This is a genomic window from Aquimarina sp. TRL1 (assembly GCF_013365535.1).
In the GTDB taxonomy this organism is placed as follows: Bacteria; Bacteroidota; Bacteroidia; order Flavobacteriales; family Flavobacteriaceae; genus Aquimarina; species Aquimarina hainanensis.
Map to the genome: position 1 here is coordinate 1,912,928 of NZ_CP053590.1, position 21,573 is coordinate 1,934,500.

The following is a 21,573-nucleotide window of genomic DNA, read 5'->3' on the forward strand; positions in this document are numbered from 1 at the left end:
AACTAACCTGTTAAATTTCTATTTAACAGGTTTTTTTTAGGGCTAAATTTAGAGACCTTTAGGGATGGCATTAATTAACCGTCTGGTATATTCTTTTTTAGGGGAAGTATAAATGTCATCAGCATCTCCTTTTTCTTCTATTTTACCCTCATTCATAACCAGTAGTTGATCGGACATGTACTTGACTACTGCGAGATCATGTGAGATAAAAATATAGGTAAAATTAAATTTTTCTTTTAATTCATTTAGTAGATTAAGTACTTGTGCCTGTACAGAGATGTCCAAGGCACTGACAGACTCGTCGCAGATAATAAGTTTAGGTTGAAGTGCGATAGTTCTGGCAATTCCTATTCGTTGACGTTGTCCTCCGCTAAACTCATGAGGATATCGATTAAAGTGTTCGCTGGAGAGACCTACACGTTGTAAAAGTTCCAGTGCTTTTTCTTTTCTTTCTTTTTTGCTGTTGTATAATTTATGAGCCTTCATAGGCTCCATAATAGCATTCCCAATCGTTAGCCTTGGGTTTAGTGATGCATATGGATCTTGAAAAATAAGTTGGATTTCTTTTCGCAATGTTCTAATTGCTCGGGGAGATAGCTGTGTTATATCCTTGCCTTTATAGAGAACTTGTCCCTTGGTGGCTTTGTCTAACTGTAAGATTGTATTTCCCAGTGTTGATTTTCCACAGCCTGACTCTCCTACAAGACCTAAGGTTTCTCCTTCGTAGAGTTTAAAACTCACATCATTAACAGCTTTAAAAGAAGTGTTTTGAAACCAGCCGGTTTTAGAGAAATAAGTCTTTTCCAGGTTAATGACCTCCAAAAGAGGAGAATTGCTGTATAGCTTTTTATGAAAAGCATGTCTTTCTTCAGAAGAAATAATTTTTTGTTCAAAAGTGTTTCCTGAAAGAAAGTTTTCTATTGTAGGGAGTTTTTTTAGTCGAACATCTAAGGATGGGCGAGCGCTTATAAGTGCTTTTGTATACTCTTGCTGCGGATGCTTAAAAATGGAATAAGCAGGGCCATATTCAACTGTTTTTCCCTGGTACATAACCAATACATTGTCTGCAATCTCAGAGACTAAGGAAAGATCATGAGAAATAAAAAGAATACTCATTTTATATTCTTTCTGTAAGTCTTTTAGGAGTTGGATAATTTCTTTTTGCACAGTTACATCTAATGCGGTGGTAGGTTCATCAGCAATTAAGAGATCAGGTTTGCAAGCAATTGCCATGGCAATCATAATTCGCTGTTTTTGACCTCCGCTTAATTGGTGAGGATAGGCATTATAAGCATGCGCAGTATCAGGTAATTTTACTTTGTCAAAAAGTGTGATTATCTCTTCTTTTGCTTGTTTAGAAGAAATGGTTTTGTGCTGCTTGAGAACTTCCAGTACTTGCTCTCCACATTTCATAGAAGGGTTAAGAGAGCTCATAGGTTCCTGAAAGATCATAGCAATCTGATTCCCTCTGATGCTTTGAAATTCTGATTCGGAAAGTTGAAGAATTGAATTCCCTTTGAAGTATATATTCCCATGATCAATCCGGGATTTTTTCTTGGGAAGTAAACCTAATAATGAGAGGGAGGTTACGGATTTTCCACTTCCGGATTCTCCAACAACTCCTAACACTTCATTAGTCCCAATGGTAAAGGAGATATCATGTAAAATGGTTCTGTATTTTTTCTCTGAAAAAAAAGACACGGAAAGGTTTTGTACGGAAAGTAAAGTAGTGTTGTCCATAAAGTTAATAACAAAGGTAAATTTAGGGAATTAGTTCTGTATTTAGGAGTGTTTGGCGAAAACTATTTTGGATTGATATTTGCTATCTTTATGCCTTAAAGTATACCATGAGGCTATTTAAACTTTCACTACGAACACGAATTTTTGTGTCGATGACACTATTAGTGTTAATTGCTTCCATATTGATTGTAACGGTTTCTATATATCAGTATAAGGAAGAAGCAGAAGATTATCATAAAAAGCGATTGGAACGAAAAGAAGAGCGTATAAAAGTAGCGATAGATAATGCGTTGCGAAGTACAACTTATCCGATTAGCGAAGAGAATATTCCGTTGATATTTAGAGAAAATAATAGGATATATCAAATCTCTCAGGAGCATACGCTGCCAATCAATATTTATGACTTGTCAGGGAAGTTATTACTCAAATCAGAAGGAGCATTTAGTGATGATAATGCCATTAGCCAATTGAGTAAAGTTGTTATGGATACACTGATGCTTCTGCCAGATAAACGATATCTTATAAAATCAAAGAGAAATGGGGAAAAATCCAGATCGTCTTATACATATATCACGGATTGGCGGTCAAAACCTCTGGCAATTTTAAATCTGCCCTATATAGAAGATGATGATCTTATTACCAGAGAGCTTTTGGAGTTTTTAAGGCGATTAGGAGGGGTCTATCTGTTGATGCTGGTCATTGCAATTGCCTTGGCTTATTTTTTGTCAAAATATATAACGAGATCCCTTAAAACTATTTCAGATACGATCGACCAGACACGACTCGATAAGCAAAATAAACGGATCGAAATATGGGACACCTATGATGAGATTTACTCGTTAATAAACGCGTATAATAGTATGATCGATGAACTGGAAGAAAGCGCCGTAAAATTAGCTAAAAGTGAACGGGAAGCAGCCTGGAGAGAAATGGCAAAACAGGTAGCACATGAAATAAAAAACCCACTCACTCCTATGCGACTTACTGTGCAGAGTTTTCAACGAAAATTTGATCCTTCAGCTCCGGATATAAATCAAAGGGTTAATGAATATAGTAATACATTGATTCAGCAAATTGATACCATGAGCTCGATAGCCTCGGCCTTTTCTAATTTTGCCCAAATGCCTGCTCAGAAAAATGAAACCCTGGATGTGGTTGAGATTGTCGGACTGGCATTGGATATTTTTAATGAAGATTATATCGCTTTTATTCCCGAGGAAAAGGAAATTATTGCAATTTTTGATAGAACTCAATTAATACGAGTGGTTACAAATTTGGTTAAGAATGCAATTCAGGCAATACCGGATGATAGTACACCAAAAATTTCGGTTCAGGTACTGATAGAAGCAAATGAAGTTGTGATACGTGTATCTGATAACGGAATTGGAATTTCGAAAGAATATGAACGAAAAATATTCGAACCGAAGTTTACCACTAAAAGTAGTGGAATGGGGCTGGGACTAGGTATGGTTAAGAATATTGTCGAAACCTACAAAGGGAGTATTACTTTTGTTACCAAAGAAGGTGAAGGAACCATATTTACTGTAAGATTTCCTAAAAAATAAGACCTTTTAATGAGAATAAAGCAGGTATTAATGTGTGATAGGCTTTATTAATGAAAATAATATAATATTTTCGCAAAGGATTATTGGTAGTATTGATTTTAATGTGGTTTATTCCGGATGTTTCCAAAATTTAAACGGATCCCTAATATAATATCTTGGGTGTTTGTACCTGGGTGGTTTACTAAGAATTAAAAAGCAAAATATATGTATACTAATATTATTACATCTCAGGAAAAAGAGATTGTTACGATAACAATTAACAGACCTTCTAAGCTAAATGCACTTAATAAAGAAACTATTCAGGAATTACATCAGGCATTCAAAGAAGCAGATGAGGATAAAACGGTACATGTGATCGTGGTTACAGGAAGTGGAGAGAAAGCATTTGTAGCGGGAGCTGATATTAGTGAGTTTGCGAATTTTTCTGTCGCACAAGGAGAAGAATTAGCAGAAAAAGGACATGCGTTACTATTTGATTTTGTAGCAAACCTTTCAACACCTGTAATTGCAGCGGTTAATGGCTTTGCTTTAGGAGGAGGTTTGGAATTAGCTATGGCAGCGCATTTCAGAGTCGCGAGTAATAATGCAAGAATGGGATTGCCAGAGGTTTCTTTGGGGGTTATTCCTGGATATGGAGGAACACAACGCTTATCTCAATTGATTGGGAAAGGAAGAACAATGGAACTGATTATGACAGCAGGGATGATTGATGCCAATCAGGCGTTGTCGTATGGGTTGGTGAACCATGTTACATCTCAGGAAGAATTATTGCCAATGACGTATAAACTGGCAGGAAAAATAGCTAAAAACTCTTCTGTAGCCATTAGTAGTGCTATAAGGGCAATTAATGCGGCTTATGAAGATGGGGTGAATGGATTTAAGACTGAAATTCATGAATTTGGAGTGTGTTTCGGAACAGCAGATTTTAAAGAAGGAACAACTGCTTTTTTAGAAAAAAGAAAACCAGATTTTCCTGGTAAATAATAGTAAGGAAAAACCCTGTTTATCAGGGTTTTTTTATTGGTACTGCCAAAGGGTGTAATCCCCCAAGGCTCGCCTTGAAATTGAAAATTTGTTTCCAGCGAATGTCTCGCGGGTTTGTTTCGAAGGTCGTTTATTTATAAAAATTCATCTCGTCAATGTATTTCCAGACTTCCTTTGGAAGGAGAGGGGTTACATTTTTTCCTTCTTTAATTCCTTTTCGAATAGCAGTAGAGGAAATCTCCATAATAGGGGCTTCAATACGATGTATATGTGGGTGGTCAATAAAGTTTTCAGGAATACTTCCTTCAGAGATTCTGGGGTAGACATATATTTGATAGTTTTCGAGGATGGCTTCATAGTTTTTCCATTTGTGAAAACTTTTTAGATTGTCTTCTCCCATAATCAGGTTAAATTGATATGAAGGGTGTTTTTCTTCTAGATATGCCAGAGTATGAGATGTGTAATTAGGTTGTGGAAGTTTGAATTCTATATCACTTGGTCTGATTTTAGGATACGATTCTGTTACTCTGTAAACCATTTCATATCTGTGATGATTATCAAGGAGTGATTTCTTTTTCTTAAAAGGATTATGCGGAGTGACAACCATCCATATTTCGGTAAGATCTGAATGCTCAGCCATATGATTGGCTAAGATAAGGTGCCCTATATGAATGGGATTGAATGTTCCAAAGTATAAACCGATTTTTTTTGAGGTGTTCATGGTTAAAAGAGCGCTACTTTTCGGATAAAAATGTTTTGGTTAACTGATATACTTCTTGTTTTGCATTTTCCAGATTGTCATTGGTTACAATGGCATCAAATTGAGGAGCGGTAGCCAGCTCGGTAGAGGCTTTGGCAACCCTCATATTAATTTTATCTTCAGATTCTGTTTTTCTTTTCTTTAATCGGATTTTTAGCTCATCAATACTAGGAGGCTTTATGAATACGGCAAGTGTTCTTTCTGGATAAGTCTTTTTGATATCCAGTCCTCCTACTACATCAATATCAAAAATGACATGTTTTCCATTATCCCAGATACGTTGCACTTCTTTTTTTAAAGTCCCATAGAAATTATCGCGATATACCTCTTCCCACTCCAGAAATTCATCGGCTTTGATTTTTTCTTTAAACTCTTTTAGGGATAAAAAATAATAGTCTTTTCCGTGAATTTCTCCTCCTCTAGGTTCTCTGGAGGCAGCAGAGATAGAAAATCCTAAATTTAATTCTTCTTTATGAAGTAGATATTTTACTAAGGTTGTTTTTCCGCTTCCCGAAGGAGCAGATAGAACAATTAGTTTCCCTTCTTTCATGTCTTTTTTTATTAATCTCTTATTTGGTTAAAACTTCTCTATAGGGTTTATAAAACATTGAGAAGTTGTTCTTTTATTTTTTCTAATTCGTCTTTCATTTGAACGACTAATTGTTGCATAGGAGCGTAGTTGGACTTGCTTCCTATGGTGTTAATTTCTCTCCCGATTTCCTGAGTGATAAAACCGAGTTTTTTTCCGTTGGAATCTTTAGAGTTCAGTGTGGTGACAAAGTACTCTAAGTGATTAGCTAGTCGGACTTTTTCTTCTGTAATATCGAATTTCTCCAGGTAGTAAATGAGTTCTTGTTCAAATCTGTTTTCGTCTACATCTTCTTTCAGGTCTGAGACAGCTTTATGCAATCGTTCTTTTACTGCTTCAATCCGTTCTGGATCGATTGCTATAACTTGCTTCAATAACGAATTGATATTTTTAATCCGGATGTTAAAGTCTTTTTCTAAAGCACTCCCTTCATCAACTCTATAGCTTTCTATTGCGATTAAGGCAGTGTTTAGGGATTCTTTGATTGCATTAAACTCTTCTTCGTTGATTTCTTCTCGTTCGGTTTTTAATGCATCAGGCATTCTAACAGCCATTTTCATAAGCTCTAAGGCTTCCCCGTCATGAATATTAGAAAGCTGTTTGATGTATTCTTTAACGATTGCTTCATTCACTTTGGTAGATGTTTGTTCTCCGGTGACTTCTACATATAAGCCAAAATCAATTTTGCCTCGGACTAATTTTTTTGCAATAGTATTTCTCATCTCTAATTCTTTCTCTCTGTACTGAGAAGGGATCCTCGCGTTGAGATCTAGATTTTTACTGTTTAGAGATTTTACTTCTATTGTTATTTTCTTTGTGGGAAGCTGTAAGACGGATTTCCCAAAGCCTGTCATTGATTTAATCATAGCATTCTGTCGATTCTCGTTAAAAAAGTACACGAAGATACGGAAAAGTACTGAGGTGTAAGTAACGGAGAGTGATTATACGTTGTTACAGGGATCAAAGTGTATCATTGTTTATTGCTAAACAAACAACTTGGTTTTCTTAGGTATTTGGGTTTTTTTCTCTGATTTTTTTGTAAAGCTTAAATCCCAGCATCAGCAGTATGGAAAGCAGGATGATTCCGATAACCCCATAGATCCAATTGATAGCATCTCTAACAATCACCAGAAAAACAACTGAAAATAAAATAATGGTAGAACCTTCATTCCATAATCGCATTTGGTTCGAAGTCCATTTGACAATATCGTTTTGTAATTGCTTGAATATTTGATGAGATTTTAAATGATATGCGAATAGCAGTATTACAAAAGTAAGTTTGACATGCATCCAGGGTTGTTCTAGATAATTCGGAATTAAAATTAGTAGCCAAATTGCAAACAAAGTAGCTAAAATAGCTGAGGGCCAGGTGATGATAAACCAAAGCCTTTTCGCCATTAATTTGAGTTGGTCCCCCAAAATTTCTTTTTCAGGAGAGGGTTTTTGGGAGGCTTCAATCTGATACACAAATAATCTAGGGATATAAAATAATCCGGCAAACCAGGTAATAACAAAAATAAGATGAAGAGATTTAATATAAGGGTAGTATGCTAACATAAAAGATAATGTGTAAGTCACAGGTTTTTTGCAAGGTATTGATTTATATGGTAATTATATCTTTAAATGATTTTTTTAATTTGTGGTTTTAGGAATGAGTTCTTTGCGTATTTCTTTATTTAAGTAATATCCGGTAAGAAGAGTAGATAAAAGATCGGCAATAGGGAACGACATCCATACACCAAGTTCTCCATAATAATTAGGTAATATGAGGATTAAAGGAATTAAAAAGAATCCTTGTCTTGATAAGGTGAGCAGTAGGGCAGGGGTTGCTTTGCCAATCGCCTGAAAATAGGCAGCGCCAATCAACTGAAGTGCAATAATCGGAGTTGCCAGAAAAACAAGTCGCATGGAATTGGGAGCGTGTGCCAGAACATATTGATTCAGAGCTAGTTCCTTAGCTGTCATATTCGGATCATTACCAATGAATAAAGAAGCAATTTCTGCGGGAAAGATCATAAGACCAATAAAAACCAGTGTAGCTACCAAAGCTGCATATTTTATAGCAGTATTTATGGATTGACGCACACGATCGTATTTTTGGGCCCCATAATTATATCCTGCAATAGGTAGAAACCCTTGCGTAACTCCAAAAACGGGAAAAAGGGCAAACATTAACATTCTCCCTATGATTGCATATACAGCGATTAATGCTTCTTGTCCTAGATTGAATAAGATATTATTCATGATAAGATAGGTAATGCTTACCACGGCCTGTCTTGCTAGGGTAACTCCTCCTAAAGAAGAAATTTCATGGACGATTTTTCTTTTGAGTTTTAAGTGGCGGAGTCGAATTTTTAATTCGGAGTTTTTAGATAAGAAAAACCATAAGATAGTGAGAAAGCAAGAGGTGTAAGAGAGGGTGGTAGCCCAAGCAGCACCATGCATCCCCATGTCCAGAAGGTATATGAAAATATAATCCATAAGAAGATTTCCTATGGTAGGGATAATCATAGCAATCATGGCAAAAGTAGCTTTCCCTTCTGCTCTTACTACCGTATTGCCCATCATGGCAAAACCTAGAATAGGAACTCCATATAGCACGATGATGTAGTATATTTTTGCATACTCAAAGATGTCTCCTTTTCCTCCGAATCGGGGAATGATACTATCAGCGTAGTATAAGCCTACAAGAACCAGAGAGATCGTGCATAAAAAAGTAAGTGTTATTTGATTTCCAAAAGAAGTTAGTGCGGTTTCTTTGTCTCCTGCACCAAGCGAACGCGAGATGATACTGGACCCTCCAATACCTATTGCCATTCCCAAAGCAGCAATAAAAAAAGAAACTGGAAGAACAACATTTATAGCAGCAATTGCTACAGGACCAATCCAATTTCCGACGAATATAGAGTCTATTAAGACATTAAGAGACATAACCAGAATTCCTATAGAAGCTGGTACAGCCTGTTGTATTAATAGTTTACCAATAGGTTTAATTCCGAGTTCTTCGGATGTTGCTTTCGCCATATATCGTTTTTGTTATTTTTGATCAGACCATTCATTTACCCAGTTGGATACGATTTGTGCCCAATCTTCATTGTCATTAAGACAAGGTACGGTAGTAAAGGTGTCTCCCCCTACTTCGTGAAAAATTTCTTCTCCCTCCATTGCAATTTCTTCTAAGGTTTCTAAGCAGTCAGAAACGAAGGCAGGAGTGACAATCGCCATATTTTTAATACCGCTTTTCCCCATTCTTTCGATGGTTCTGTCAGTATAGGGCTGTAACCAGGGGTCAAACCCTAATCGAGATTGAAAAGAAGTTGAATAAGAACCTTCTTTTAAGTTGAGTTTTTTAGCAACTTCTTCTGTTGTTTTCAGGCATTGATGACGGTAGCAAAATTGATGTGCCTTAGAAGGAGTATTACAGCATGATCCGTCTATTTTGCAATGAGATTTCGTAATGTCACTTTTTCTGATATGTCTTTCCGGAACACCGTGATATGAAAACAATAAATGCTCATAGTTCTTGTCTTTTAAGCTTTCTGCAATACTCTTGGATAAAACCTCAATATACTCAGGCTTGTTGTAAAAAGCAGGAAGATCACTAAGTGTCATATCGGGAAAATGTGCAGCTCTGATTTCTTCTGCAAGGACAAGAATAGTCTCAGTTGTAGCCATTGCGAATTGAGGATATAGAGGAATGATAAGCACATCAGTGACTCCCTGATCATGTAGTTCCTGTAATCCTTTTTTGATATTCATTGATCCATATCGCATCGCTAAACCGATAGGGATGGATGTCTTTTCCGAGACCTTCTGCTGCAGCCTTTCAGAAATCACAATAAGGGGAGAACCTTCTTCCCACCATATTTTTTCATAAGCCGCTGCAGATTTTTTGGGACGGGTATTAAGAATAATCCCCTTGACAAGTAAAATACGAGCCCATAAAGGGACATCAATTACTCTTGGGTCCATTAAAAATTCGCCTAGGTATTTTTTTACATCTTTGGGGTTTGTACTATCTGGTGATCCCAGATTGACAAGGAGAACTCCTTTGCTCATCTTCAAAAACAATTTTAATGAGGCAAAAATACAAACTATTGGTTGTATTGTAGTGAAAAAGTAATAAGACTTATTAATGATGGTATTAAGAAATAATTGATAAATAGCATCTTGGGCAAAGTATTATGTGCTAATGAAAACATATTTTTCGTTAAAACCAGAGGAAGTAATAGCTGGATGTGTAGAAATTAGTATTTTTAGAACATAAAAACAGAAAGCAATGAAAAGAATAATTTTAGATGTAGAGAAAGAAAAACTGCCTTTTCTTTTAGAGCTATTAGATCAGTTCGAATTTGTTTCCGTAATTAATGATGAGACAGAAGGTGATAAAGGAATGTATGATTCGATTGTTTCTCTGCAAAAAGGAGAAGGGATTCCTAAATAAAACAATCTTAGTAGGAATACATGAAGGATTACATTAGAAATGAATTTTTCTTTTCTAAGAAACCATTGTGTAGTAACATTTCGATTGTCAGATAAAAATAATTAGCTTAAACTGGTAATGTATTTTTTAGGTGTTGTTCCGAACTTCTTTTTAAACGCTGCGATAAAATGACTTGCTGTACTATAGCCTACTTTTAGACCGACCTCATTGACATTATAACTTCCAGAAGCTAGAAGTTTTCGTGCCATTTCCATCTTATAATCAAAAAGGAAACTGTAAACAGGCTCTCCGTAAATTTGCTTAAAACCATCTTTTAATTTTTTCAAAGAAAGTCCTATTTCATTAGATAATTCCTGAAGTGTAGGAGGTTCTGCCATTCGGGCAATAATAATTTCTTTAGCCTTTCTTATTTTCAAAACATTTTCTTCGTCTACCAGAAAAGGGCATTGCTCTATATCGGTATCTTCTGTTCTGTTGAAATAGAGACTTAATAGTTCATATATCTTTCCTTTAAAATATAATTGTTTAATAGATTGGTGTAGGCTGTAATTGATGATTTGATTAAGTACTACAGACATCGAAGGAGAAGTAACTCCATCAGAATAGTATTTTTTGTCACGGTTTCCTACACCTAAAAAAGGAATGTAGTCAGCTTCTTTAGAAAAAAGAGAATGAAACTTTTGAATAGAGATCAAAATAGATATCAGTGCCGAACCTTTTTCCATTTCCAGGTTCATTGGCAAATCCCGTTGCGGATTATAAAGAAGTAAAGAATGATCTTTAGTTAGCCCGATAGCATAGCTTCCATTGTTGAAATTGAATTTGGTACTTCCTTTTAAACAAAAATGAAATTGAATAAAACTACTGTCTATTTCACGTATAACACATTGACTGTTATCGGTTTTATTTTGGAATTTCAAAATGAAAAAGCCTTCTTCTATTTTTGTTTCTTCTAAAATCCCTGGAGCGTTATTTTTTAATTCAATTTCCATCGTTATAAAATATTATCTATTTAGAATGAGTCTAAACTGTGAAACCGAAAATCGTTGGAATCCCTACAAAAATAAGGGATTTTTATGATTATTAGGTAGAAATAACCTCAGAAAACCACCTTTGCGTTATTTTAAATTCCTCTGGCGTTATTTTTTACAAAGGAAGAGGAATACTTTTGTAAAGGAAAAATATAGAATACGATTAATGGAGTCCCAGTTAAGAGCAAAAGGAGCGAGTTTTTATACGATTGGATTGAGCTACAAGAAGGCTGATGCAGAAACAAGAGGTCATTTTAGTATCCCAGAAGATGCTAAAGTCACAATTCTTAATGAAGCTAAAAAACAAGGTATAGAGGTATTACTTGTTACTTCGACTTGTAATCGTACAGAACTACACGGATTTGCTCAACACCCTTTTCAGCTGATAAAATTACTATGTGAACATACGCAAGGAACGATAGAAGAATTCGAGAAAGTGGCTTATGTACATAAAAATAGTAAGGCAGTTCATCATTTATTTAGAGTAGGGACAGGATTGGATAGTCAGATTTTGGGAGATTTTGAAATTATCAGTCAATTAAAGAAAGGGTTTAAAACCTCTAAGCAAGAAGGTATGACCAATCCATTTTTAGAGCGTTTGATCAATGCAGTTATTCAGGCAAGCAAACGCGTTAAAAATGAAACGCAAATTTCTTCAGGCGCTACTTCTGTTTCGTTTGCTTCAGTACAATATATGCTAAATAATGTACAGGATATTTCTCATAAGAAAATCTTGTTATTCGGAACGGGAAAAATCGGACGGAATACATGTGAAAACCTTATTAAACATACTAAGAATGATCATATTGTTCTGGTTAACAGAACAAAAGATAAGGCAGAAAAAATCGCTGGTAAGTTTAATCTGATCGTAAAAGATTATGAGAATCTGGAAGAAGAAGTAAATACGGCAGATATACTGATTGTTGCTACAGGAGCGCATAAACCTACCATTACAAAAGAGATGATCAATAGAGAAAAACCACTATTGATTTTGGATTTATCGATTCCCAGAAATGTAGCTGCAGACGTAGAAGAACATGCAGCAGTTTCTCTTATCCATTTGGATTACTTGTCTAAGATGACAGATGATACGCTGGAGAAAAGAAAACAATATATTCCTCAAGCAGAGGCCATTATTGAAGAAATAAAAGAGGAATTCGATAGTTGGCTGCAAACCAGAAAATTTGCACCAACCATCAAAGCGTTAAAAAATAAACTATCCACGTTTAAGGACTCTGAAATAGAACTTCAAAGAAAGAAGATTTCTGATTTTAATGAAGAACAGGCAACGATTATTAGCGATCGAATTATCCAAAAAATCACCAATCATTTTGCTAATCATCTTAAAGATGAAAATATTTCGGCAGATGAAAGTATTGAGCTGATAAAAAAGGTATTTCAACTTCAAAAGCAATAATTTTGACAAGAACTATTCGTATCGGAACCAGAGATAGTGAACTTGCCTTATGGCAAGCGAATACTGTTAGAGAGCAGCTCGAGAAATCAGGGTATACAACCACATTAGTTCCTGTTAAGTCTACAGGAGATATTGTACTGGATAAACCCCTTTATGAATTAGGAATTACAGGTATTTTTACTAAAACATTGGATGTTGCTATGCTTAATGGGGATATTGATATTGCAGTACACTCCATGAAAGATGTGCCTACGGCCTTACCCAAAGGAATTGTCGAAGCAGCAGTGTTAAAAAGAGCTGCAACGCAAGATATTTTGGTGCATAAAGGACTGGATTTCTTAGATAATAAAGGAATAATTGCTACAGGAAGCCTTCGAAGAAAAGCGCAATGGCTTCATCGATATCCTGAGCATACAGTAGTGGATCTTCGAGGAAATGTCAATACCAGAATGAAGAAGTTAGAAGACAATGATTGGAATGGTGCCATTTTTGCCGCAGCGGGTCTACAGAGAATTAATCTTACTCCTGATAATTTTATAGATTTGGACTGGATGATTCCAGCACCTGCTCAGGGAGCAATGTTAGTTGTAGCAAAAGAAGAAGATGCATTTTGTCTGGAAGCACTATCGCTTCTAAACGATAAAGAAACACAAGAATGTGTAGCTATAGAACGAGATTTTCTACGCACTTTAGAAGGAGGGTGTACCGCTCCTATTGGTGCATTAGCGAGTAAAGTAAATGATGTGGAATACCGGTTTGAAGGAGCGTTGTTTAGTCTTGACGGAACTCAAAAAATTCAGGTAGAAGAAACATTTTCTTTAGGAAAACACGAAGGCTTGGGAAAAAAACTGGCAGAGAAACTGTTGGATGAAGGAGGGAAGGAATTAATGAAAGAAATAAAAGAAATTCTTAAGAAAGATTGAATGAATACCTAAGCATATTATCTACTAAAAAGCTGAAAAAAGAACAATTACACCAGCTATTTCAGCAAAAGGTTAGGTATTCTGAATATAGTGCCATAAAAATAACGTTTATTGATTTTGAATATAGCAGTTTTGTGAAAAATGGAATTTTCACAAGTGTAAATTCGGTCAATTCCGTTTTAAAAAAAAGAATACAGGTTGAAACTGCTTTTTGTGTAGGAGAAAAAACAAAAAAAAGATTAGAAACACAGGCTATTCAGGTAGCGGTTACCGAGCGTAATGCACGAAATCTGGCAGAGAGATTGGTAGAAAAATACAGAGGAGAACAGTTTACCTTTTTTTGTGGAAAAGAAAGAAGAGATGAATTGCCGGCGATTTTGTTAGCAAATAAGGTGAAGTTTGATGAGGTGGTGACCTATACTACCAGTAAAATCATTAAGGAGTTTGATACACAATTTGATGTTGTTTTGTTTTTTAGCCCATCAGGAGTTAAGAGTTTTGTAAGAAAAAATAATCTACAGAATACCCTGGTATTTTGTATTGGCAATACCACTGCTTCGGAGGCAAAAAAACACACTGATATGGTGGTAGTAGCCAATACTCCAACAGTGGAAGGAGTACTTGATCAGGTACTTTACTTCATCAGTAATGGTGTAGATAAGTGAAAGGAATAAAAAAATAATTAATAAAATATATGCTGCATATGCAGTATCAGAAGAGAAATGATAAAGAACGATTTATTTTTAAGAGCGTTAAAGGGAGAAACAGTATCAAGACCTCCAGTATGGATGATGCGTCAGGCAGGAAGGTATTTACCTGAGTTCAGAGCACTAAAAGAAAAGTATGATTTTTTTACAAGATGTAGAACTCCGGAATTAGCGGCAGAGATCACGGTACAGCCTATAGATATTATTGGTCCGGATGCAGCAATTCTGTTTAGTGATATCCTGGTGATACCACAGGCAATGAACATTGAAGTAGAGATGAAAGATGGTGTCGGACCATGGTTGCCTAATCCGGTTCGTACTATGGCAGACGTAGATAAGGTAGTTGTACCGGATGTGCACGAAGAACTGGGGTATGTTTTTGACGCAATTAAGTTGACAAAAGAACAATTGGACAACAGAGTTCCTTTAATTGGTTTTGCAGGTTCTCCATGGACTATTTTATGTTATGCAGTACAAGGACAGGGATCTAAAAACTTTGATCAGGCAAAAGGATTGTGTTTTTCTCAGCCTCAAGCAGCGCATAAATTATTACAAAAAATTACAGATACTACCATAGCATATCTAAAAGCCAAAGTAGCGACAGGAGTAAATGCAGTGCAAATTTTTGATAGTTGGGGAGGAATGTTATCCCCGGTAGATTATCAAGAGTTTTCGTGGAAATACATCCAGCAGATTGTAGATGCCTTAAAAGATGAAACTGAAGTTATTGTTTTCGGAAAAGGATGTTGGTTTGCATTAAAAGAAATGGCAGAATCAGGAGCTTCAGCTATTGGAGTAGACTGGACATGCTCAGCCAGAAATGCGAGATATTTAAGTGGAGGGAATATTACACTACAAGGAAATTTTGATCCTTCGAGATTATTATCGCCTCCGGGAGAGATTAAAAAGATGGTTAAGCAGATGATTGATGCATTTGGCAAAGATCGATATATTGCTAATTTAGGACATGGTATTTTACCCAATATTCCTGTGGATAATGCCAGAGCTTTTGTAGATGCGGTCAAAGAGTATGGAACATACTAACAGATGCGAATTATAGTATAAATCGACTGTTTTTGTATCCATTTTATAAGGGGCTTTTTTGTTTATCAATTACGAAGTAATATATGTTTAAAAACATTTTATCTGGAATTAAATCTTATTTTGGGACAGTATCGTTAATCTCAAAATTGAAATTGTGGAAGTATTTTGCAATTCCGATTTTGATCAGTTTTCTGTTGGGAGGTGTTTTTATTGCATTGGCATATTTTCTGGCTTCTCCGTTAGGAATGCTCATATCCAAAATATGGGTATGGGAATATGGAAAAGAAACATTTACTTCTATCAGTGTGTACCTGGGAGGCTTTCTTGTTATTGTAATGGGAATTGTCGTGTATAAGCATATTGTAATGGCTTTATCAGCACCATTTATGAGTCCGGTTTCTGAGAAAGTAGAACGGCATTTGGTCGGAGATATATCACATATACACAGACAGACAACCTTTAGAGCACAATTATTAAGAGGAATTAGGATCAATATAAGAAACCTGATACGAGAGCTCATTTTTATTTTACCCCTTGTTGTTTTAAGTCTGATTCCTGTGGTTGGGATAGTCGCTACAATTTTGATTTTTGTAGTACAGGCGTACTATGTTGGTTTTGGGAATATGGATTATACAATGGAACGACATTTTTCATATAAAGACAGTATCGAATTTGTCAGAAAACATAGAGGAGTAGCCATAGGAAATGGTCTTCTGTTTATGCTGATGTTATTTATTCCAGTACTGGGATTTATTTTTACATTACCCATTTCGGTGGTAGCCGCTTCTACAGAAACGGTACGGGTATTGAAAAATGAGAAAAAATTTGAAGGAACCACCTTGGAAACTAAAGAAATATGAAAGAAAAATTTTATCAATATATTCAGGAGTTACAGGATACTATAACAGCTTCTTTAGAGAAGATAGATGGGAAAGCTACCTTTAAACAAGATATTTGGGAGCGGGCAGAAGGTGGAGGAGGAAGAACAAGAGTGATAGAGAATGGAGCTGTTTTTGAGAAAGGGGGAGTGAATATTTCGGCAGTACACGGACCATTACCAAAGACAATGCAGCAGTATTTCAAGGTTGGAGATGTAGATTTTTTTGCCTGTGGGTTATCTCTGGTAATCCATCCCAAAAGTCCAATGGTACCTACAGTACATGCTAATTGGAGATATTTTGAAATGTATGACAAACAAGGAGCTATTGTCGATAGCTGGTTTGGAGGAGGGCAGGACTTAACACCTTATTATCTGTTCGAGGAAGATGCGCAACATTTTCATCAGGTGTGCAAAGATGCTTGTGATAAACATGATACTACTTTTTATCCTGCGTATAAAGAAAAATGTGATACCTATTTTTATAACGCGCATCGAGGAGAAGCAAGAGGAGTAGGAGGATTGTTTTTTGACTACTGTAAGAAAACAGAAACAAAAACAATGGAAGACTGGTATGCCTTTGTTACGGAAGTAGGAAATAGTTTTTTGCAGGCGTATTGTCCTATTGTAGAGAGAAGAAAAGAACTTCCGTTTACCCAGGAACAAATCGATTGGCAGGAGATCAGAAGAGGACGATATGTGGAGTTTAACCTTGTCCATGATAAGGGTACTTTATTCGGGTTAAAAACAAACGGACGTATCGAAAGTATCTTGATGAGTCTTCCCCCCAGAGTACAATGGCGATATGATCACCATCCCGAAGAAGGAAGTAGTGAGAATGACCTGATTTCTGTGCTAAAAGCACCGAGAACATGGGTGTAATATCATAATTATCGTTAATAAAGAGAGCTCCTGATATATTTTTGGTAACTTTATTGGTGCCGCTAGAAAGAGTATAATGCCTCGAGGCTTGTCTGGAGTAGTTTACGGAGTTGATCATGCGTTGAGATTGTCTGGTGGTATCCTTAAAGAATTCGGGTATGAGAACTTCTATTTTTGTTTTTCTGGCAGTAGTTATATGTGGATGCGCTATCGAGTTGCCTCCTACCACAGATAACATCAATAAAATTTTTGAATCAAAAGATTTTACTTTTGCCTTTATTAATTCAGAAGGAAACGAAAAATCCTTAAGTTTTGTCAATGATTATTTAGTCTATAAGAGTGAAGCTCCTACCTACAGAAGAGAGGTTACCTATCAGGAAGTAGTATTAATTAACCGCTTTATTCAGGAACTGTTGGATGATCATCAAAACGATATAACCTCAGATAAAAGTGCCTATTATAAGGTATATAATACAGCTTATAAAATAAGGATGTACCCAAAACAGCTAGGTGAAGAAAGGTTCATGGAGCTGCTTTCATTTTTAAAATTAGTGGACTGAATCTTTCGTAGCGATAAATCGAGCTGTAAAATCACGGTTTTCTGCTGTCAGATTAAAAAAAGTTTCTTGTATTGGTTCTTTGTCTGATATGGTTATCTCGAAAGAGGAAAGAGAAGAAATCAGTGAGTGGACATTGAGCTTTATTTTTTGTCCTTTTTGAATTGCTTTTTTATTCTTTTCAATAAGGTGCAGGTTCTTATTTATACCAGTGATCTTTCCAAAAATTAAAGAGCCATGTTGCAGGTGATATACTCCGTCAGCTGTTTTATGAAATTGAGTAAATCCTTTATAGATATTTTCCTGATCCATATACCCTAAGAAGTTCGTTTTGAAAAGAGGTTTGGTATTTTCAAAATTGAATTTCACAATGGCGTAATCAGAAGGGTTAATAAAAAGAGTTCCTTTAAATTTACCCTTTCTTCCGGGAGAAAATTGAATTTGGTACAAAGGAATGGTATGGATGGTGGTATCTTGCAGTCGCTGGAATACATACCGTCTGGATTTGCTTAATATGTCGAGATAATACCCTTCTCTGACCAGATCGTAAGAAAAGCTTCTTCGTATAGCATATTTGCATTTTTCATGGAAACTATAATCGTTCTGTCGGATAATGGAATCGATATGCTGAGTTGTACTAATAAGACCAGATTTGGTTTTTAATTTAGAATTAGAAAGCATACTTCTTTTTAATGTTTCTGAGAAATCGCGAAAGATGCGCGCAGCTTTTTTATGAGCTTCTTTATTGTATGTTTCAGTTCCTGTATTCAGAACTAATTTGCTTTTGTAAAGAGAAGAAAGGTAGGTGCCGGTGGCTGTATTGTAATATTTTAGTGTTTTAGGGTATGAAGAAATAAGACTGTCAATATAGTTTTGATCTATTTCGGAAATAGAAGATTGTTTTAGCCGGATTCTAAGGTTGTTTATCGTAGTTTTTTCTGCTGTCTTTATATGAATTAGACTCGTGGTGGTTTGATTTTTTGAATAATTGCTGGAAAGTTTATTTTTTGTTTTTGAGATAATTTCATCAGCGGTTAATTTTTTATCAGAAATGAAGACACTCTCCAGGGCAATTGTTTCAGGAAACAATGAAATGACACCAGGGATCTCTTTAATTTTCCTTTTTGAAGTGATATACCCTAAAGAAGCAATATGAATAGAAGCATTCATACCATAGTTAGCAGGAAGTGAAAGGGTAAAAGTGCCATCATCATTGCTAATGGTTCCTTCTTTTTGATCTTTTGTCGTTATTGTAGCAAATGGTATAGGTAATTTTGTTTTTCCATCAATTATTTTAGATCGTATTGTCTGAGATGACACCTGTATAGTATACATGAAGATTGCGATGCTCAGAAGAGATATTCTCATAGAGTGAAGTGCTATTGTTTTTTCAAAAAAAAGGACAATACATACTGTTGTTTGTTGCACGTTTTTCCTTTTGTAGAAAAAGGAATGCTATATAGTTTAAAATGTTTTTTTGTGAGAACATACGGAAGGTTTTTTATAGATAAGTAATATTTACAACATGTGATTTTCTGATAAATTCTCTTTGTATACTATAAGTAACCTCGTGTTAGTTTTTATGTGTAGTTATTTGATATAGTGTTTATTAATGGTTGTTAGGAAGGTGTTTTTGTGTCAATACCACAAACTTTAGGAGTCAATTTTTTTGATTTTTTTTTCTTCAAAATTAGGGATTAAAGTATACTGCGGTTTTCCGAAATTTTTCCTACAAAATTGGATTTTGTTAAAAAAAGGCGATCACTATTTTTATGAAATCGTTAACGTTTTTTTGTTAGGGATCCTAATAATTTTATAAGTAAGGAATAGCTTTTAACCGGTTGATATTTTTAATGTTATTTCTTGTGATACCTTATAAATCACATAAAAAAAAGGCGTAAATCCTGAATACGTTAATTAAGGAATCATTCACACATTAATTTAATTATTATGAATTTTTTTTCAAATAAAGTGTTGACAGTTGCTCTAGTGAGTGCAGTTGTTTTTACCATATTTAGTTTTAAAGCAGATCAGGTTTCTCTGGGAGAAACAAAAGAAGTTGCTTATGAGTTTGTTGATCAAGATACCAATGTTCAACCAGTTGCTTTTAGAACAGCAGTAGTGCGTGCCACACGTAGAGCCTATAGATGGGCAGAGAGACAATATGTGGTAACAAGAGAGGTGACTCCACATTATGTTCGGGAGGCGACTCAGTACATTCGTACAGTTTGGGTTGCTCCAGAAAATACTGGAGGTACTATAGCAGAGGTGATGCACCATAAGCTTAGTTCTTTAGATAAATAGGAGATAGCAAAAGAGAAGCTGTTTATAGGCTTCTCTTTTTTGTTTGTAATTATTTTATTTCAGTCTGTTATGAAACAAAAGACAATATATTATACTACGTTTTTAGTGTTTTCATTGTATTGGGGAGCGACTATTTTTTTTAATGCGCCTGATAATTATATGAAAATTAAACTCATGGAAGAGGAGAGTGTTTTCAAAACTTTTTTTTATCAAAATTGGAGTTTTTTTGCTCCCCCACCGAATACCAATGAACGATTGTACTGTGTTATTTATGATAAGCAAGATAGTACGGTTGCCAAAGTACTAGAGTTAGTCACTCCTATTATTGAAAGAAAGGTCCAAAAGGCTCCATTTAATTCTAAGGATGATATTATGGATTATGTGATATCCAGTTCTACAGTAAGTCTTAATAATAAGATGGTGTCTCTAAATGAAACTGTATCGTATCTGGAAACTAAAGATACCTTGACAGAAAAAGAAAAAGAAAATATTCTGATTGAAGGAGTTCAGGCGACAGGCCATTTTAATACACTGCTGAAATACTCAAGAGAAATAGCCCTGGAAAAAGGTATAGATCTAAATAAATATTTGATTTCTCTGGAGTATGCAAAAGTGCCTATTCCTAAGTTTGTCGATCGACATAAAAAAGAGCTGGAACTAAAAGAAGAACTCGTGTTTAAGAGCAGATTATTTGACTTGTCTGATCCTACCCTATTTAAAAAAAGAGTGTTTGATCCCTATAGTCAGCACGTTCAACTATAAATAATAAAGTAACAATGAAGACGAAACAATTTTTTTTAGATCGCATAATTGATAGGTTGACCATTCAGCATAATTTTTCTTTTTATACAGCTTGCCTAAGAATATTTATATGTTTATATCTGCTAAAGGATGTTGTTATAACAATGAATTTCAAAGACCTTTTTTATAAAGGAACTATGTATCTGGAGTCGGGGGATTCTACGCTGCTGGAATTATTGGGGATCTCAACAGCGTTGGTGCGAGATCATTTCGAAATCTTTAATGGAATATATATAATCCTGATCGTTTTGTATTTTTTTGGAGTAGGAAAAAACCTGACCGCTTTGTTTTTATGTATGTTCTACGAAGTGATTCAGAATTTTACCTGGATTACACTTAACGGAGGAGACAACTTGCTGAAGTTCGTGTTATTGTATATGGTTTTTATTAACTCGTATGAATATTTTTCCATTAATAAACAGCAGTTTAAAAGTCAATCTGTAACCAGGTTTTCTCATTTTTTATCCAACCTAGGAGGGTATTCTATCTGTGTACATCTGTGTTTGGTATATTTCGTTTCTGCAATGCATAAAATTCATGCAGATGTATGGTTTAATGGAATTGCAACGTACCAAACATTATCACTAGAACGCTTTGGTGGGGATACGTCTATAAATAAATGGCTGGCTAAAAATGGGATTCTTGTGACCTTATCCACTTATGGGACAATTCTTGTCGAATTATTTTATCCCGTATTGGTATGGTTCAAAGAAACAAAGGTATTATTTATTGTCAGTGCCATAGGTTTGCACCTCAGTATTGCTGTTTTGATGATGCTATATGATTTTCAACTCCTATTCATAGCATTGCAGGGGATGTTTATCAGTAATAAATTTTGGGTATCTCAACTAGAGAAGTTGAAGAAAAAACCATGGGTGCAAAAACTTGTACCCTCTGATAAAAAAATAAGCCCTGTGAGCTGAAGAAAAGAATGAGGAATAGCGATAT

The 21,573-nt window shown here is 35.3% G+C and carries 22 protein-coding genes; 13 read left to right on the top strand and 9 right to left on the bottom strand.

Annotation, left to right across the window (positions count from 1 at the left end; translation table 11 throughout):
* Nucleotides 1-48 precede the first annotated feature (48 nt).
* Entirely contained in the window at nt 49-1,740 is a 1,692-nt protein-coding gene (locus HN014_RS07760; RefSeq protein ID WP_176028315.1) for an ABC transporter ATP-binding protein, read from the bottom strand.
* Nucleotides 1,741-1,892: 152 nt separating this feature from the next.
* On the opposite strand from HN014_RS07760, the gene HN014_RS07765 reads away from it, so the two are divergent.
* The gene (locus HN014_RS07765; protein WP_254884114.1) at nt 1,893-3,305 is read left to right on the top strand and encodes a HAMP domain-containing sensor histidine kinase; all 1,413 of its coding nucleotides are present in this window, start codon (nt 1,893-1,895) and stop codon (nt 3,303-3,305) included.
* Nucleotides 3,306-3,509: 204 nt separating this feature from the next.
* On the top strand, nt 3,510-4,289 hold the full coding sequence (locus tag HN014_RS07770; RefSeq protein ID WP_176028317.1) for an enoyl-CoA hydratase/isomerase family protein: 780 nt from the start codon (nt 3,510-3,512) through the stop codon (nt 4,287-4,289).
* A 130-nt stretch (nt 4,290-4,419) separates the two neighbouring features.
* Here HN014_RS07770 and nadD read toward each other — a convergent pair whose 3' ends face one another.
* The 6 genes from nadD to hemH all read right to left on the bottom strand — a co-directional run bounded on the left by nadD (nt 4,420) and on the right by hemH (nt 9,697).
* Complete coding sequence (gene nadD, locus HN014_RS07775) at nt 4,420-5,010, bottom strand: nicotinate (nicotinamide) nucleotide adenylyltransferase (RefSeq protein ID WP_176028318.1); 591 nt, start codon at nt 5,008-5,010, stop codon at nt 4,420-4,422.
* 13 nt (nt 5,011-5,023) lie between these two features.
* Nucleotides 5,024-5,599, bottom strand: coding sequence for a guanylate kinase (gene gmk / locus HN014_RS07780; RefSeq protein ID WP_176028319.1), 576 nt, complete (start codon nt 5,597-5,599; stop codon nt 5,024-5,026).
* A 47-nt stretch (nt 5,600-5,646) separates the two neighbouring features.
* Nucleotides 5,647-6,504: a YicC/YloC family endoribonuclease gene (locus HN014_RS07785; protein WP_176028320.1), complete on the bottom strand. Its 858-nt coding sequence runs from the start codon at nt 6,502-6,504 to the stop codon at nt 5,647-5,649.
* 139 nt (nt 6,505-6,643) lie between these two features.
* Complete coding sequence (locus tag HN014_RS07790) at nt 6,644-7,195, bottom strand: CopD family protein (protein WP_176031060.1); 552 nt, start codon at nt 7,193-7,195, stop codon at nt 6,644-6,646.
* A 75-nt stretch (nt 7,196-7,270) separates the two neighbouring features.
* The gene (locus tag HN014_RS07795; RefSeq protein ID WP_176028321.1) at nt 7,271-8,662 is read right to left on the bottom strand and encodes an MATE family efflux transporter; all 1,392 of its coding nucleotides are present in this window, start codon (nt 8,660-8,662) and stop codon (nt 7,271-7,273) included.
* Nucleotides 8,663-8,674: 12 nt separating this feature from the next.
* A complete protein-coding gene (gene hemH / locus HN014_RS07800) occupies nt 8,675-9,697 on the bottom strand; it encodes a ferrochelatase (protein ID WP_176028322.1) in 1,023 nt (340 codons plus the stop codon).
* 220 nt (nt 9,698-9,917) lie between these two features.
* On the opposite strand from hemH, the gene HN014_RS07805 reads away from it, so the two are divergent.
* Complete coding sequence (locus tag HN014_RS07805; protein ID WP_176028323.1) at nt 9,918-10,082, top strand: hypothetical protein; 165 nt, start codon at nt 9,918-9,920, stop codon at nt 10,080-10,082.
* 101 nt (nt 10,083-10,183) lie between these two features.
* Here the strand turns inward: HN014_RS07805 and HN014_RS07810 are convergent, their stop codons facing one another.
* The gene (locus HN014_RS07810) at nt 10,184-11,074 is read right to left on the bottom strand and encodes a helix-turn-helix transcriptional regulator (RefSeq protein ID WP_176028324.1); all 891 of its coding nucleotides are present in this window, start codon (nt 11,072-11,074) and stop codon (nt 10,184-10,186) included.
* Between the two features lie 205 nt (nt 11,075-11,279).
* Between HN014_RS07810 and hemA the strand changes: the two genes are divergently transcribed.
* The 7 genes from hemA (at nt 11,280) to HN014_RS07845 (ending at nt 17,523) form a co-directional block, all read left to right on the top strand.
* Nucleotides 11,280-12,530, top strand: coding sequence for a glutamyl-tRNA reductase (gene hemA, locus HN014_RS07815; protein ID WP_176028325.1), 1,251 nt, complete (start codon nt 11,280-11,282; stop codon nt 12,528-12,530).
* Nucleotides 12,531-12,532: 2 nt separating this feature from the next.
* Nucleotides 12,533-13,453 (top strand): hydroxymethylbilane synthase, encoded by a 921-nt coding sequence (gene hemC, locus HN014_RS07820; protein ID WP_176028326.1) that lies wholly within the window; start codon nt 12,533-12,535, stop codon nt 13,451-13,453.
* The gene (locus HN014_RS07825) at nt 13,450-14,118 is read left to right on the top strand and encodes a uroporphyrinogen-III synthase (protein WP_176028327.1); all 669 of its coding nucleotides are present in this window, start codon (nt 13,450-13,452) and stop codon (nt 14,116-14,118) included. Before hemC ends, HN014_RS07825 begins: the two co-directional genes overlap by 4 nt.
* Nucleotides 14,119-14,175: 57 nt before the next feature.
* Nucleotides 14,176-15,204 (top strand): uroporphyrinogen decarboxylase, encoded by a 1,029-nt coding sequence (hemE, locus tag HN014_RS07830; RefSeq protein ID WP_176028328.1) that lies wholly within the window; start codon nt 14,176-14,178, stop codon nt 15,202-15,204.
* 83 nt (nt 15,205-15,287) lie between these two features.
* A complete protein-coding gene (locus HN014_RS07835) occupies nt 15,288-16,064 on the top strand; it encodes an EI24 domain-containing protein (protein ID WP_176028329.1) in 777 nt (258 codons plus the stop codon).
* Entirely contained in the window at nt 16,061-16,963 is a 903-nt protein-coding gene (gene hemF / locus HN014_RS07840) for an oxygen-dependent coproporphyrinogen oxidase (RefSeq protein WP_176028330.1), read from the top strand. The genes HN014_RS07835 and hemF overlap by 4 nt, the downstream gene beginning before the upstream one ends.
* Before the next feature lie 158 nt (nt 16,964-17,121).
* The gene (locus HN014_RS07845; RefSeq protein WP_176028331.1) at nt 17,122-17,523 is read left to right on the top strand and encodes a hypothetical protein; all 402 of its coding nucleotides are present in this window, start codon (nt 17,122-17,124) and stop codon (nt 17,521-17,523) included.
* Here HN014_RS07845 and HN014_RS07850 read toward each other — a convergent pair.
* Complete coding sequence (locus HN014_RS07850; RefSeq protein ID WP_176028332.1) at nt 17,512-18,888, bottom strand: carboxypeptidase-like regulatory domain-containing protein; 1,377 nt, start codon at nt 18,886-18,888, stop codon at nt 17,512-17,514. The two genes, HN014_RS07845 and HN014_RS07850, sit on opposite strands and share 12 nt — an antisense overlap.
* A gap of 582 nt (nt 18,889-19,470) precedes the next feature.
* Here HN014_RS07850 and HN014_RS07855 point away from each other — a divergent pair.
* The 3 genes from HN014_RS07855 to HN014_RS07865 all read left to right on the top strand — a co-directional run bounded on the left by HN014_RS07855 (nt 19,471) and on the right by HN014_RS07865 (nt 21,548).
* The gene (locus HN014_RS07855; protein ID WP_176028333.1) at nt 19,471-19,824 is read left to right on the top strand and encodes a hypothetical protein; all 354 of its coding nucleotides are present in this window, start codon (nt 19,471-19,473) and stop codon (nt 19,822-19,824) included.
* 69 nt (nt 19,825-19,893) lie between these two features.
* Nucleotides 19,894-20,586: a hypothetical protein gene (locus HN014_RS07860; RefSeq protein ID WP_176028334.1), complete on the top strand. Its 693-nt coding sequence runs from the start codon at nt 19,894-19,896 to the stop codon at nt 20,584-20,586.
* 143 nt (nt 20,587-20,729) lie between these two features.
* Nucleotides 20,730-21,548 (top strand): hypothetical protein, encoded by an 819-nt coding sequence (locus tag HN014_RS07865; protein WP_176028335.1) that lies wholly within the window; start codon nt 20,730-20,732, stop codon nt 21,546-21,548.
* The last annotated feature ends 25 nt before the right edge of the window (nt 21,549-21,573 follow it).